The sequence below is a fragment of the Pseudomonas mucoides genome (assembly GCF_015461845.1).
Lineage (GTDB): Bacteria > Pseudomonadota > Gammaproteobacteria > Pseudomonadales > Pseudomonadaceae > Aquipseudomonas > Aquipseudomonas mucoides.
In genome coordinates this window covers 868030-879650 of record NZ_JACOPW010000001.1, presented here as the reverse complement: position 1 = coordinate 879650, position 11621 = coordinate 868030, and the positions used below count along the sequence as shown (strand labels likewise).

12 protein-coding genes are annotated in these 11621 nt (G+C 59.5%); 7 read left to right on the top strand and 5 right to left on the bottom strand.

Annotated elements, in window-relative coordinates; all coding sequences use genetic code 11:
* The first annotated feature begins 106 nt into the window (after positions 1-106).
* Together H8F22_RS04235 and sthA are read left to right on the top strand one after the other, a co-directional pair.
* A complete protein-coding gene (locus tag H8F22_RS04235) occupies positions 107-1156 on the top strand; it encodes an FAD:protein FMN transferase (protein WP_050590134.1) in 1050 nt (349 codons plus the stop codon).
* 208 nt (positions 1157-1364) lie between these two features.
* Positions 1365-2759 (top strand): Si-specific NAD(P)(+) transhydrogenase, encoded by a 1395-nt coding sequence (gene sthA / locus H8F22_RS04230; protein ID WP_007907752.1) that lies wholly within the window; start codon positions 1365-1367, stop codon positions 2757-2759.
* A 42-nt stretch (positions 2760-2801) separates the two neighbouring features.
* Here sthA and H8F22_RS04225 read toward each other — a convergent pair whose 3' ends face one another.
* Both H8F22_RS04225 and H8F22_RS04220 read right to left on the bottom strand, forming a co-directional pair.
* Positions 2802-3524, bottom strand: coding sequence for a glycerophosphodiester phosphodiesterase (locus tag H8F22_RS04225; protein ID WP_027921675.1), 723 nt, complete (start codon positions 3522-3524; stop codon positions 2802-2804).
* 14 nt (positions 3525-3538) lie between these two features.
* Entirely contained in the window at positions 3539-4117 is a 579-nt protein-coding gene (locus tag H8F22_RS04220; protein ID WP_027921674.1) for a PilZ domain-containing protein, read from the bottom strand.
* Between the two features lie 94 nt (positions 4118-4211).
* Between H8F22_RS04220 and H8F22_RS04215 the strand changes: the two genes are divergently transcribed.
* The 3 genes from H8F22_RS04215 (at position 4212) to H8F22_RS04205 (ending at position 7460) form a co-directional block, all read left to right on the top strand.
* On the top strand, positions 4212-5462 hold the full coding sequence (locus tag H8F22_RS04215) for a lipoprotein-releasing ABC transporter permease subunit (protein WP_027921673.1): 1251 nt from the start codon (positions 4212-4214) through the stop codon (positions 5460-5462).
* 7 nt (positions 5463-5469) lie between these two features.
* The gene (gene lolD / locus H8F22_RS04210; RefSeq protein ID WP_167360488.1) at positions 5470-6153 is read left to right on the top strand and encodes a lipoprotein-releasing ABC transporter ATP-binding protein LolD; all 684 of its coding nucleotides are present in this window, start codon (positions 5470-5472) and stop codon (positions 6151-6153) included.
* A gap of 62 nt (positions 6154-6215) precedes the next feature.
* On the top strand, positions 6216-7460 hold the full coding sequence (locus H8F22_RS04205; protein ID WP_027921671.1) for a lipoprotein-releasing ABC transporter permease subunit: 1245 nt from the start codon (positions 6216-6218) through the stop codon (positions 7458-7460).
* Between the two features lie 126 nt (positions 7461-7586).
* On the opposite strand, the gene H8F22_RS04200 is transcribed toward H8F22_RS04205, so the two are convergent.
* Together H8F22_RS04200 and H8F22_RS04195 are read right to left on the bottom strand one after the other, a co-directional pair.
* A complete protein-coding gene (locus H8F22_RS04200) occupies positions 7587-8936 on the bottom strand; it encodes a heavy metal sensor histidine kinase (RefSeq protein WP_194939783.1) in 1350 nt (449 codons plus the stop codon).
* Positions 8936-9616, bottom strand: a complete 681-nt coding sequence (locus tag H8F22_RS04195; protein ID WP_027921669.1) for a heavy metal response regulator transcription factor — start codon at positions 9614-9616, stop codon at positions 8936-8938. Before H8F22_RS04195 ends, H8F22_RS04200 begins: the two co-directional genes overlap by 1 nt.
* 155 nt (positions 9617-9771) lie before the next feature.
* Between H8F22_RS04195 and copI the strand changes: the two genes are divergently transcribed.
* Together copI and queF are read left to right on the top strand one after the other, a co-directional pair.
* Entirely contained in the window at positions 9772-10296 is a 525-nt protein-coding gene (copI, locus tag H8F22_RS04190) for a copper-resistant cuproprotein CopI (protein ID WP_194939782.1), read from the top strand.
* Positions 10297-10357: 61 nt separating this feature from the next.
* Positions 10358-11188: an NADPH-dependent 7-cyano-7-deazaguanine reductase QueF gene (gene queF / locus H8F22_RS04185; protein ID WP_059181298.1), complete on the top strand. Its 831-nt coding sequence runs from the start codon at positions 10358-10360 to the stop codon at positions 11186-11188.
* Between the two features lie 84 nt (positions 11189-11272).
* On the opposite strand, the gene H8F22_RS04180 is transcribed toward queF, so the two are convergent.
* A complete protein-coding gene (locus H8F22_RS04180; protein ID WP_027921666.1) occupies positions 11273-11536 on the bottom strand; it encodes a DUF4404 family protein in 264 nt (87 codons plus the stop codon).
* Positions 11537-11621 lie beyond the last annotated feature (85 nt).

Genomic DNA, 11621 nt, shown 5'->3' with positions numbered 1-11621 from the left:
GTCGTAAGTCCGGTCACCGCTATCGCGAGCAGGCTCGCTCCCACAGGTTTTGCGTTTGACTGACGGGCGCAGGCAGACCTCGCGCTCATGCGCTCTGATGCCCATAATGGCGGGCGCGGTTTTGAGGGGAGATGAAGATTTGTTAACTGGACGATGGGGTGGGCTTGTGGTGCTGGCCGGCATTTTGTGCGGTTGTGGCAACGGCGACAGCCTGGAAAGCTTCGGCGGCCCGACCATGGGCAGCACGTATTCGATCAAGTACCTGCGCCATCCCGGGCTTCCCGCCCCGACGGAAGTTCGTGTTCAGGTCGAAAAGATCCTCGCTGAAGTCGATCAACAAATGTCGACCTACCGCAGCGACTCCGACATCGAACGCTTCAACGATCTGCCCGCTAATCGCTGTCAGAAAATGCCCGCGCCGATCCTCAAGCTGGTGCGTGTCGGTGAGCGTCTGTCGGAACAAAGCGAAGGCTCCTTCGACCTGACGGTGGAACCGTTGCTTAACCTTTGGGGCTTTGGCCCGCAGGCCCGGGAAGAAAAAATCCCCACCGCTCAAGCGCTGGCCGAAGTGCGGCCGCGAGTCGGTTACCAGCACCTGCGTATTGATAATGATCAGCTGTGCAAGGACGCGGCGGTCGAGGTCGACTTCAACAGCATTGCCGCCGGTTACGCGGTCGATACGATTGCCGAAAAACTTGACGCAATGGGCATCCACAACTACCTCGCCGAAGCTACCGGCGAACTCAAGGCCGCCGGCAAGAAGCTCGACGGCTCACCCTGGCGCATTGCCCTGGAAGAGCCTCGAGATGACCAGCAAGTGGCTGAGCGCATCATTGCCGTCGACGGTTATGGCGTTTCCACGTCTGGTGACTACCGAAACTATTTCGTGCAGGACGGTCGGCGATATTCCCATACCTTTGATGCGCGAACCGGTACACCGATCCTGCACACCCTGGCGTCAGTCACGGTGATTCATCCTTCGGCGTTGATGGCCGATGGACTATCGACGCTGTTGCTGATTCTCGGCCCTGAACGGGGTTGGGACTATGCCCAGGCACATGACATTGGTGCATTCTTTGTGATTCGTGCCGATACAGGTTTCGTCACACGAACCAATCAGGCTTTTGAACGCCTCAGTGGCGGCAAAGTCGAGTGATGGCAATGATTCAAGCGGTGAAGACTGGCGTTGTAGTGCAGGCAAAACTAGCCTACGACGCGACCAAGGGTTAATGTGCGCGGCGTTGACGCTTCTATAGACTGTGTCCGGGTTCTGCACTGGCCCCAAATTGTTCCTTCACGCCGCAGATCGGCGTGATTTAGCCGCAGGGCGCCGATGGCGCCGCGGCCTGTTCTGAGGAGTACGCATGGCTGTCTACAACTACGACGTGGTGGTGCTGGGTTCCGGCCCGGCGGGAGAAGGCGCGGCAATGAACGCCGCCAAAGCAGGGCGCAAGGTCGCGATGGTCGACAGCCGTCGCCAGGTCGGCGGCAACTGCACCCACCTGGGTACCATCCCGTCCAAGGCACTGCGTCACTCGGTCCGGCAGATCATGCAGTTCAACACCAACCCGATGTTCCGGGCCATTGGTGAGCCGCGCTGGTTCTCGTTTCCGGACGTGCTGAAAAGCGCCGAGAAAGTCATCTCCAAACAAGTCGCCTCGCGCACTGGCTACTACGCCCGTAACCGTGTCGACGTGTTCTTCGGCACCGGCAGCTTCGCCGACGAACAAACCATCGAAGTGGTCTGCGCTAACGGCGTGGTCGAAAAACTGGTGGCCAAGCACATCATCATCGCCACCGGCTCGCGTCCGTATCGCCCGGCCGACATCGATTTCCACCACCCGCGTATCTACGATAGCGACACCATCCTCAGCCTCGGCCACACCCCGCGCAAACTCATCGTTTACGGCGCCGGCGTGATCGGTTGCGAATACGCATCGATTTTCAGTGGTCTGGGTGTACTGGTCGAGCTGGTGGACAACCGTGGTCAGTTGCTGAGCTTCCTCGACTCGGAAATTTCCCAGGCGTTGAGCTACCACTTCAGCAACAACAACATCACGGTCCGCCACAACGAAGACTACGACCGCGTCGAAGGCGTGGACAACGGCGTGATCCTGCACCTCAAGTCCGGCAAGAAGATCAAGGCCGATGCCTTGCTCTGGTGCAACGGTCGTACTGGCAACACCGATCAACTGGGGCTGGAAAACATCGGCGTCAAGGTCAACAGCCGTGGCCAGATCGAAGTCGACGAAGCCTACCGCACCTGCGTACCGAACATTTACGGTGCCGGGGACGTGATCGGCTGGCCGAGCCTGGCGAGTGCCGCCCACGACCAGGGTCGTTCGGCTGCTGGCAGCATCGTCGATAACAACAGCTGGCGCTTCGTGAATGACGTGCCGACCGGCATCTACACCATTCCGGAGATCAGCTCGATCGGCAAGAACGAGCAGGAGCTGACCCAGGCCAAGGTGCCGTACGAAGTGGGCAAGGCGTTCTTCAAGAGCATGGCGCGTGCACAGATCGCGGGCGAGCCTCAGGGCATGCTGAAGATCCTGTTCCACCGCGAAACCCTGGAAGTGCTGGGCGTTCACTGCTTCGGTTATCAGGCGTCGGAGATCGTGCACATCGGTCAGGCGATCATGAGCCAGCCGGGCGAACTGAACACCCTGAAGTATTTCGTCAACACGACGTTTAACTACCCGACCATGGCTGAAGCCTATCGGGTAGCGGCGTACGATGGCCTCAACCGGCTTTTTTGAGCGGCTCCGGCCGGTGGCCTGAGCCGGCCGGGGAGACCGATTTCAGCAATTCTCGAGCGTGGCGCTGGCCAAACCGGGAAAGTCTGTAATCAGGCTGTCAACGCCGAAGTCGGCGAGTCTGCGCATCAGCGCGGGCTCGTTGACTGTCCACACAGACACATGCAGCCCCTGACGCTGCGCCTTCTGCAGGCGTTCCGGCGTACACAGCGTCCAGTTCAACGCCAGAATGTCACAGCCATAGCTTTGCGCGACCTTCAGCGGGTCGAGCCAGGCGTATTCGGCTACCAGGCCGCGAGACACATCCGGCACCAGGTCCAGCGCAGCTTTGAGCACTTCGCGTGAACTGGAGGTGATCGTGACCTTGTCGAGCAGGCCGAAACGCTGAGCCATTTCACGAATTGCCAGCACCGTAGTCGCGGCGCGGGTGCGTGAAGCGCTTTTGACTTCCAGCTGCCAGTGATCGAAGTCGCACTTTTCGAACAATTCTTCCAGCGTCGGAATCGGGCAGGGTTTGATCCAGCCCGGGCCACCTTTGCGTGCGTCGTAAGTCACCAGTTCGGCCGCCGTGTGTTCGACGACTTTGCCGCGACGGTCAGTGGTGCGCTTGAGTGTCGGGTCATGGATGACCATCAACTCGTTGTCCATGGACAGGTGCAGGTCCAGTTCGCAACGGCGCACGCCGTGCTTGAGGCATTCCTGAAAGCTGGTCAGGGTGTTTTCCGGTGCTTCGCCCTTGGCGCCGCGATGGCCGTAGATGAGGGTCACGGTTCTTCCTTAAATTAGATGCCTGATTCGTTTTCGCGGGCCAGTCGTCGTTCCTGGGCCTGCTTCTGCAAAATGTAGCGGGCCAGCAATTGCCGCTGGGCATCGGTCGGGCGTTCGAACTCGGTGCCGACGTCAAAAGCGCCCGCCTTGCGGTCGCAATGGGTGACGCGGGCTCGCAGCAACAGGCCGAGGGCTTGCGGCATCAACACCAGTTTGACCGACAGGTGCGCGCCCACGGCGATGGGTGTCGGGTACTGAAAGTCGATGCCACCTTCGGAAATAATCACCGGCTGCGGCTCGCCAATCTGCCCGAGCACGGTGATTGCAATCACCTGGCTGAGTAAATCGATGCGTTTATTCTGGGATTTCAGGAACGCCGCGAGGTTGCGGTCACGTTCACTGATCTGGCGTAGCAGGTGTTGCGACTCGAATTCGCTCAGGTGCAGTTCGCTGAGCAAGTTGAACAGTGGAGAAGCATCCTGCAACACTTCAAGGCCTGCGGCCTCGGGAGCGGACAGGGTCCGAATTTCCAGTGCGATCGTGTCCTCGATACGGTAGTATTCGCGGCGATCTTCTTCATCTAATGTCGACATGGCGAACCCATGGTAGCGGCGGTGGTCTGAGTGTAAAGCTGGTTATCGACCCCCGCCACAAGGACGTTCCTTTTCCCTCCGAACAAGCCCCGACATGTTCAGACCTCTCTTCGTATTTATTGGCACGCGTTATACCCGTGCAAAGCGTCGCAATCATTTTGTGTCGTTCATTTCCCTGACTTCAATGATCGGTCTCGCCCTTGGCGTGGTGGTGATGATTGTGGTGCTGTCGGTCATGAACGGCTTCGATCATGAGATGCGCACCCGCGTGCTGGGCATGGTGCCTCACGCGACCATCGAGTCCAGTGAGCCGATCAGTGACTGGCAAAGCCTGGCCGCCAAGGTCAAGCAAAACCCGCAGGTGACGGCCGTGGCGCCGTTTACCCAGATGCAGGGTTTGCTGACCAACAATGGCAAAGTCTCCAAAGTCCTGCTCAATGCCATCGATCCTGCGCTGGAGCGCAACGTCTCGATCATTGATAACTTCATGCAGCAGGGCAAACTCGACGATCTCGTGCCGGGTGAATTCGGCATCGTCATCGGCGACAAGGCCGCGGCCAAGCTCGGTGCGGCCCTCGGCGACAAACTGACGTTTGTCGCGCCGGAAGTCACCGTGACCCCGGCCGGCATGTTCCCGCGCATGAAACGCTTTACCGTGGTCGGCATCTTCCATGTCGGTGCCGGTGAGCTGGACGGTTATCTGGGCATCACCAATTTGCAGGATCTGGCCAGGCTGCATCGCTGGAAGCCGGATCAGGTGCAGGGCATCCGCCTGAAGTTCGACGACCTGTTCCAGGCGCCACGCACCGCGTGGAGTATCGCTCAACAACTGGGCGAAGACCGTTATTACGCCCGCGACTGGACCCGTACCCACGGCAATCTGTATCAGGCCATCCGCATGGAAAAAGCCATGATCGGCCTGCTGTTGTTGCTGATCGTCGCCGTTGCCGCATTCAACATCATTTCCACATTGGTGATGGTGGTGAACGACAAGAAGGGCGATATCGCGATTCTGCGCACCCTGGGCGCCACGCCACGCACGATCATGGCGATTTTCATGGTGCAGGGCACCGTCATCGGCGTGGTCGGTACGCTGATTGGCGCTGTGGTCGGGATCTTCGCCGCGCTGAACGTCAGCGCCGCGATCTCGGCCCTAGAAGGCGTGATCGGCCATAAATTCCTCAACGCCGACGTGTACTTCATCGATTACCTGCCGTCGCAAGTGCAGAGCCAGGACGTCTTGATGGTCTGCGGCGCCGCGTTGGTCCTGAGTTTCCTCGCCACCCTTTATCCAGCCTGGCGTGCCGCGCGCACCCAGCCTGCGGAGGCGCTACGTTATGAGTGAGTCGGGCATGAGTGATAAAGCAATCTTGAGCTGCCGCAACCTGGGCAAATCCTACGAGGAAGGCCCGGAGTCGGTGGAAGTGCTGGCCGGTCTGCAACTGGAGTTGCACCCGGGCGAGCGTGTGGCGATTGTCGGCACCTCGGGTTCGGGCAAAAGTACCTTGCTCAACCTGTTGGGCGGCCTGGATACGCCGACCAAGGGCAGCGTCTGGCTTGACGGTGAAGAACTGTCGGCACTGAGCGAGAAGAATCGCGGCCTGCTGCGTAACCGCTCCCTCGGCTTTGTGTACCAGTTCCACCATTTGCTGCCGGAATTCACCGCGCTGGAAAACGTCTGCATGCCGTTGCTGATCGGCAAGACTGCGATCCCGGAAGCACGTCAGCGCGCCACGGCCTTGTTGGAGCGGGTAGGGCTGGGCCATCGCCTGGAGCACAAGCCGTCCGAGTTGTCCGGCGGCGAACGTCAGCGCGTCGCCATCGCCCGCGCCCTGGTGAACAAGCCAGGCCTGGTGATGCTCGACGAGCCGACCGGCAACCTCGACTCCCACACCGCCCAGGGCATTCAGGATTTGATGCTGGAACTCAGCACCTCGATGCGCACCGCGTTCCTGGTGGTGACCCATGACATGAACCTGGCTCGCCAGATGGACCGCGTCCTGCATTTGCAGGAAGGTTGCCTGACACCCATCTGATTGACCGAAACCCGGCGTCTTGAACGACGTCGGGTCTTTTATTTTTATACGGTGCCCAGCGAATGTTCAGACCGTTATCGATCTTCATCGGCGCGCGCTATACCCGCGCCAAGCGCCGCAATCGCTTTGTTTCCTTCATCTCGATGACTTCGATGATCGGCCTCGCCTTGGGTGTGCTGGCGATGATCGTGGTGTTGTCGGTGATGAACGGCTTTCAGCGCGAAATGAGCTCGCGAATCCTCGGCATGGTGCCGCACGCAACCATCGTCGGCGTGAACCCCATTGACGATTGGCAGCCGGTTGCAGCGGCCGCGATGAAAAATCCGGAAGTCACGGCCGCGGTGCCGTTCACCGAGATGGAAGGCATGCTGTCCTACAAGGGCTCGATGCAGCCGATCCAGGTCAGCGGCGTCGATCCGGCATTGGAAGGCGAGGTCTCAATCGTTGCCAAGCACATCGTTCAGGGGCGTCTGGATGCCTTGAAACCGGGTGAGTTCGGCGTGGTGATTGGCGAAATCACGGCGCGGCGTTTCCGTTTGAACGTCGGCGACAAGATCACCCTGATTGTGCCGGAAGTCAGCACTGCCCCAGGCGGGATTACCCCGCGCATGCAGCGCCTGAACGTGGTTGGCGTGTTCAAGGTCGGGGCTGAACTGGACGGTTCGATGGCGTTGATCCACATGGCCGATGCCGCACAAATGCAGCATTGGGAGCCGAATCAGGTGCAGAGCGTGCGCCTGGCGGTGAAGGATCTGTACGCCGCGCCGCAAGTGTCGAGCGACATCGCCAGCGGTTTGGGTGCTGCCTACAAGGCTGACGACTGGACCCACACCCAGGGCAGTCTGTTCAGCGCGATGAAAATGGAAAAAACCATGATCGGCCTGCTGTTGCTGATGATCGTCGCAGTGGCGGCGTTCAACATCATCGCGACCCTGATCATGGTGGTGAACGACAAGGGTGCGGACATCGCGATCCTGCGCACCATCGGCGCCACGCCGGGGCAGATCATGGCGATCTTCATGGTTCAGGGCACCGTGATCGGGATTGTCGGGACCTTGATCGGCGGCGTGTTGGGCGTGATTGCGGCGTTGAACGTCAGTGAACTGGTGGGCTGGATCGAGCGGGTGAGTGGGCAGCACATTTTCAGTTCTGACGTGTACTTCGTCAGTAACCTGCCTTCGGAATTGCAGGGCGGGGATGTGCTATTGATTTGCTCGGCGGGGTTTATCTTGAGTTTCCTGGCCACCGTTTACCCAGCGTGGCGTGCGGCGAAGATCGAGCCGGCTCACGCGTTGCGGTATTCGTAACGCCTGAAATCGCCATCGCGGGCAAGCCCGGCTCCCACAGTTGATCGAGTTGAATCACACCGTTGTGAACGACTCCAAACCCTGTGGGAGCCGGGCTTGCCCGCGATGAGGCCGGAACTGCTGGCCTCAACTTCCCTTAGGCAACTCAATCACAAAGCGCGTCCACCCATTCTCTGATTCGCAACGAATCTGCCCGCCATGGGCACGTACGATTGACTGCGTAATCGCCAGCCCCAACCCCGCATGTTCGCTGCTACCTTCCTGACGCGCCGGATCAGCCCGATAAAACCGGTCAAACAATCGCGGCAGCAATGCCCCGTCAATCCCATCGCCACTGTTTTCAACCGACAGGGTCAACCCTTTGGCCTGCTCGACAATCCGCACCCGAACCTCACCCTCGGCCGGCGTGAACCGCAACGCATTGTCCAGTAAATTGGACAGCGCCCGGCGCAACATGCTGCGATCACCCTCCATGTGCGCGTTACCTTCCCGCGTGAGCGTCACCTGAGCGTCTTCTGCCAGCGGCGCAAAAAACTCCAGCAACAGATCCACTTCCCGCGCCAGTTCCAGCGGTTCGCGCTTGGGCGACAGCAACCCATGATCCGCCTTGGCCAGGTACAACATGTCGTTGACCAGTTGCGCCATCCATTGCAGTTCTTCGAGGTTGCTGTGCAGCGCCTCGCGGTAGTCCTCGATGGGCCGGGGGCGGGTGAGGGTGACCTGCGTGTGGGTCAGCAGGTTCGACAGCGGCGTGCGCAGTTCGTGAGCGATGTCGGCGGAGAATGCCGAGAGTCGTTGAAAAGAGTCGTCAAGGCGTCCGAGCATGGCGTTGAAGCTGTGGGCCAATTCCGCGAGTTCTGGCGGCATCTTCTCTTCGGGCAGGCGCGCATTCAGTGATTGCGCTGACACCCCCCGGGCGACCGCACTCATGCGCCGCAATGGGCGCAACCCGCTGCGCGCCGCCCATGCACCAAGTAGCGCAGTGGCCAAGGCGGATAAGCCAACCGTCAGCCAGATCAAATGCTGCATGCGTTGCAGAAAATGCTGGTGATGGGTGATGTCCAGCAACAGGGTCAGCTGCGGGGAATCAGGTTTGTCGACAAACAACGGCGCATTCAGCACGCGGTAGTCGGTGTCGCCGTCGTTGAGGGTCGATAAGCCGGGTGTTTGTGGGAGCCTGTCCGGTAACTGCGTCGAACTGTCATACCAGCGCTGGCCATCGCTGCCGGTAATGCGCAGCGATAAATCGGCCTGGCGGCTCAATTCATCCGCGAGTCTGATTTTGCTCTCGCTGGATTGAATGTCGTGAAGTGCCCGGCGCAATCCAATCAGCTTGCCGTCCAGCAATTGCTGATCGAGCTCGACGAAGTGCGCCTCGCTGGCGCGACTGAACAACACCCCGGCGAACAGCGAAACCACCGCTGTGCAGGCCGCAAACAGCAATGCCAGACGGCTGCTCAACGAAAGACGCCGCATCAGGCGATACGCTCTTCAAGGACGTAGCCCATGCCGCGCACGGTGTGGATCAGCTTGTTGGGGAATTGATCGTCGATCTTCAGGCGCAAACGACGGATCGCGACTTCGATGACATTGGTGTCGCTGTCGAAATTCATGTCCCAGACCTGAGAGGCAATCAGCGATTTGGGCAGGACTTCGCCCTGACGACGCAGGAGCATTTCCAGCAGGGCGAATTCTTTGGCCGTGAGGTCGATACGCTGGCCGCTGCGCTCTACGCGACGGCGGATAAGGTCCAGGCGCAAATCGGCCAGTTGCAGGCTGGTTTCCTGTGGCGAAGCGCTGCCGCGACGCAATAGGCTGCGGACGCGGGCCAGCAGTTCCGAGAAGGCGAACGGTTTGACCAGATAATCATCGGCACCCAGTTCGAGGCCATGGACCCGGTCCTCGACTGCGTCACGCGCCGTCAGAAAAAGCACCGGCGTGTCGAGGCCGGCACTGCGCACCGCTTGCAGAATCTGCCAGCCATCGCGACCGGGCAACATCACGTCGAGAATCAACAGCGCGTAGTCGCCGCTCAGCGCCAGTTGTTGTCCGGTGCTGCCATCGGCCACCAGTTCCGCATTGAAACCGGCCTCGGTCAGGCCCTGGCGCAAGTAGTGGCCGGTTTTCGGTTGGTCTTCGACGATCAGTAATTTCATGGGCGACTCTGGGCAAATGGAACGAACGCTTTATACCGTGGGCGGCGTTATTTCAGGTCAACCTGACAAAGTTGTAATCTGGCTGTCAGGTTGCGGGCAGTGGCCGCAGTTTAGAGTTTTCCACAGGCTGAACTTTATCTTGTTGGAGTACGACTATGTTTTTGCGCAAATCTTTGCTGCGGATGGCGTGTTTGTTGGCGTTGAGCTCGCCGGTGTGGGCTGCCCCGGCGCAGTCCTACGACTTCGGCCAACCCGCTGCGGCGGCCAAGGTGACTCGCAGTGTAGAAGTGGTGATGGGCGACATGTCATTCACCCCCAAGGCGATTGATATCAAGGCGGGTGAGACCATTCGTTTTGTGCTGGTGAATAAAGGCCAGTTGTTGCACGAATTCAACCTGGGGGACGCGGCGATGCATGCCAAACACCAGCAGGAAATGTTGCAGATGCAACAGAGTGGCATGCTGACGCCTAACGGCATGAAGGAAATGGACCACGGTGCGATGGCGGGCATGGATCATGGAATGATGAAGCACGATGACCCGAACAGCGTCCTCGTCGAGCCGGGTAAAACCGCCGAGCTGACCTGGACCTTCACCAAGGCCAGCAGCCTGGAGTTTGCCTGCAACATCCCCGGCCATTATCAGGCGGGCATGGTCGGCAAGTTGACTGTCAGTCAGTAAGCACTCAATGGCGGGCGCAAAGGCTGGTAGAATCCGCTGATTCTTCAGTCAGGTTTCCGCCATGCATCCCGCAGCCGAACACTCGCCGCTGGGCAAATCCAGCGAATACATCGCCACTTACACGCCGTCCCTGCTGTTCCCGATCCCGCGTACCGCGAAATGGGCCGAGCTGGGTCTGACGGCTGAGACCCTGCCGTATAAAGGCGTGGATTTCTGGAACTGCTTCGAACTGTCGTGGCTGTTGCCGTCCGGCAAGCCAGTCGTGGCGATTGGCGAGTTCAGCATCCCGGCGGATTCGCCGAACATCATCGAATCGAAGTCGTTCAAGCTGTACCTGAACTCGCTGAACCAGACGCCGTTTGCCGATACGGCGAGCCTCGAAGCGACGCTGGCGAAAGACCTGTCGGCGGCTGCCGGCAAGCCGGTTGGCGTGCGCATTCGCAGTCTCAAGGACGTTGAAGCCGAAGGCGTGGTTGCGTTGCCGGGTATGTGCATTGATGACCTGGACATCAGCGTCAGCAACTACGAACACCCGCGTCCGGAGCTGCTGCGTTGCGATGAGTCGCGCATCGTGGAGGAGAGCGTGCACAGCCATTTGCTCAAATCCAACTGCCCGGTCACCAGCCAGCCGGATTGGGGTAGCGTGGCGGTGGAATACCGTGGCGCGGCACTGGATCACGCGAGTTTGCTGGAGTACATCGTGAGCTTCCGTCAGCACTCGGACTTTCATGAGCAGTGCGTGGAGCGGATTTTTCTCGACTTGCAGCGGCTGCTGAAGCCGGAGAAATTGACGGTGTATGCGCGGTATGTGCGCCGTGGAGGGCTGGATATCAACCCCTATCGCAGCACCGAAACCGTTCAACTGCCGAACCATCGCCTGGTCCGTCAGTGAAGATCTAATGTGGGATAGCATTGCCAATCCCGGATATTAAAAAGCCCCGCTATCGCTAGCGGGGCTTTTTTGTATCCGGCGGGTTCAGATCCCCATGTTGCCCAGGGTTTGCGCGATGTTGCGCAACGTGCCGGCAATAACAGGGTGTTCGAGTTCAAAGCGTTCGACGGCCAGGTTGACGCCGTCAGCCAGACTGGAATCCTTGGTTTCCCGTTCCAGTTCAAGTTTCAGTTCGATCTGTTGCATCAGCGCGTGCAGGTCTTCGCGCTCGGCTTCGGACAGCGGTGGATTCTGTTCCAATTGCTCGCGCAGAGTATTGAGTTGTTCTTGCAGTTCGCGGGCAGGCATGGCGTTCTTCCTTTTATCGATAGGCACTGGCATAGACCGCAGCCTCGCGCCAAAGGTCTATGGCTGACCTTTAGATTAATCCACT

Bases quoted from the DNA above. Each gene is read 5' to 3' on its own strand.
- lolD (WP_167360488.1), top strand. From the start codon at position 5,470: ATGAGTGATAAAGCAATCTTGAGCTGCCGCAACCTGGGCAAATCCTAC.
- H8F22_RS04200 (WP_194939783.1), bottom strand. From the start codon at position 8,936: ATGCGGCGTCTTTCGTTGAGCAGCCGTCTGGCATTGCTGTTTGCGGCC.
- H8F22_RS04180 (WP_027921666.1), bottom strand. From the start codon at position 11,536: ATGCCTGCCCGCGAACTGCAAGAACAACTCAATACTCTGCGCGAGCAA.
- H8F22_RS04205 (WP_027921671.1), top strand. From the start codon at position 6,216: ATGTTCAGACCGTTATCGATCTTCATCGGCGCGCGCTATACCCGCGCC.
- queF (WP_059181298.1), top strand. From the start codon at position 10,358: ATGCATCCCGCAGCCGAACACTCGCCGCTGGGCAAATCCAGCGAATAC.
- sthA (WP_007907752.1), top strand. From the start codon at position 1,365: ATGGCTGTCTACAACTACGACGTGGTGGTGCTGGGTTCCGGCCCGGCG.
- copI (WP_194939782.1), top strand. From the start codon at position 9,772: ATGTTTTTGCGCAAATCTTTGCTGCGGATGGCGTGTTTGTTGGCGTTG.
- H8F22_RS04220 (WP_027921674.1), bottom strand. From the start codon at position 4,117: ATGTCGACATTAGATGAAGAAGATCGCCGCGAATACTACCGTATCGAG.
- H8F22_RS04235 (WP_050590134.1), top strand. From the start codon at position 107: ATGGCGGGCGCGGTTTTGAGGGGAGATGAAGATTTGTTAACTGGACGA.
- H8F22_RS04195 (WP_027921669.1), bottom strand. From the start codon at position 9,616: ATGAAATTACTGATCGTCGAAGACCAACCGAAAACCGGCCACTACTTG.
- H8F22_RS04215 (WP_027921673.1), top strand. From the start codon at position 4,212: ATGTTCAGACCTCTCTTCGTATTTATTGGCACGCGTTATACCCGTGCA.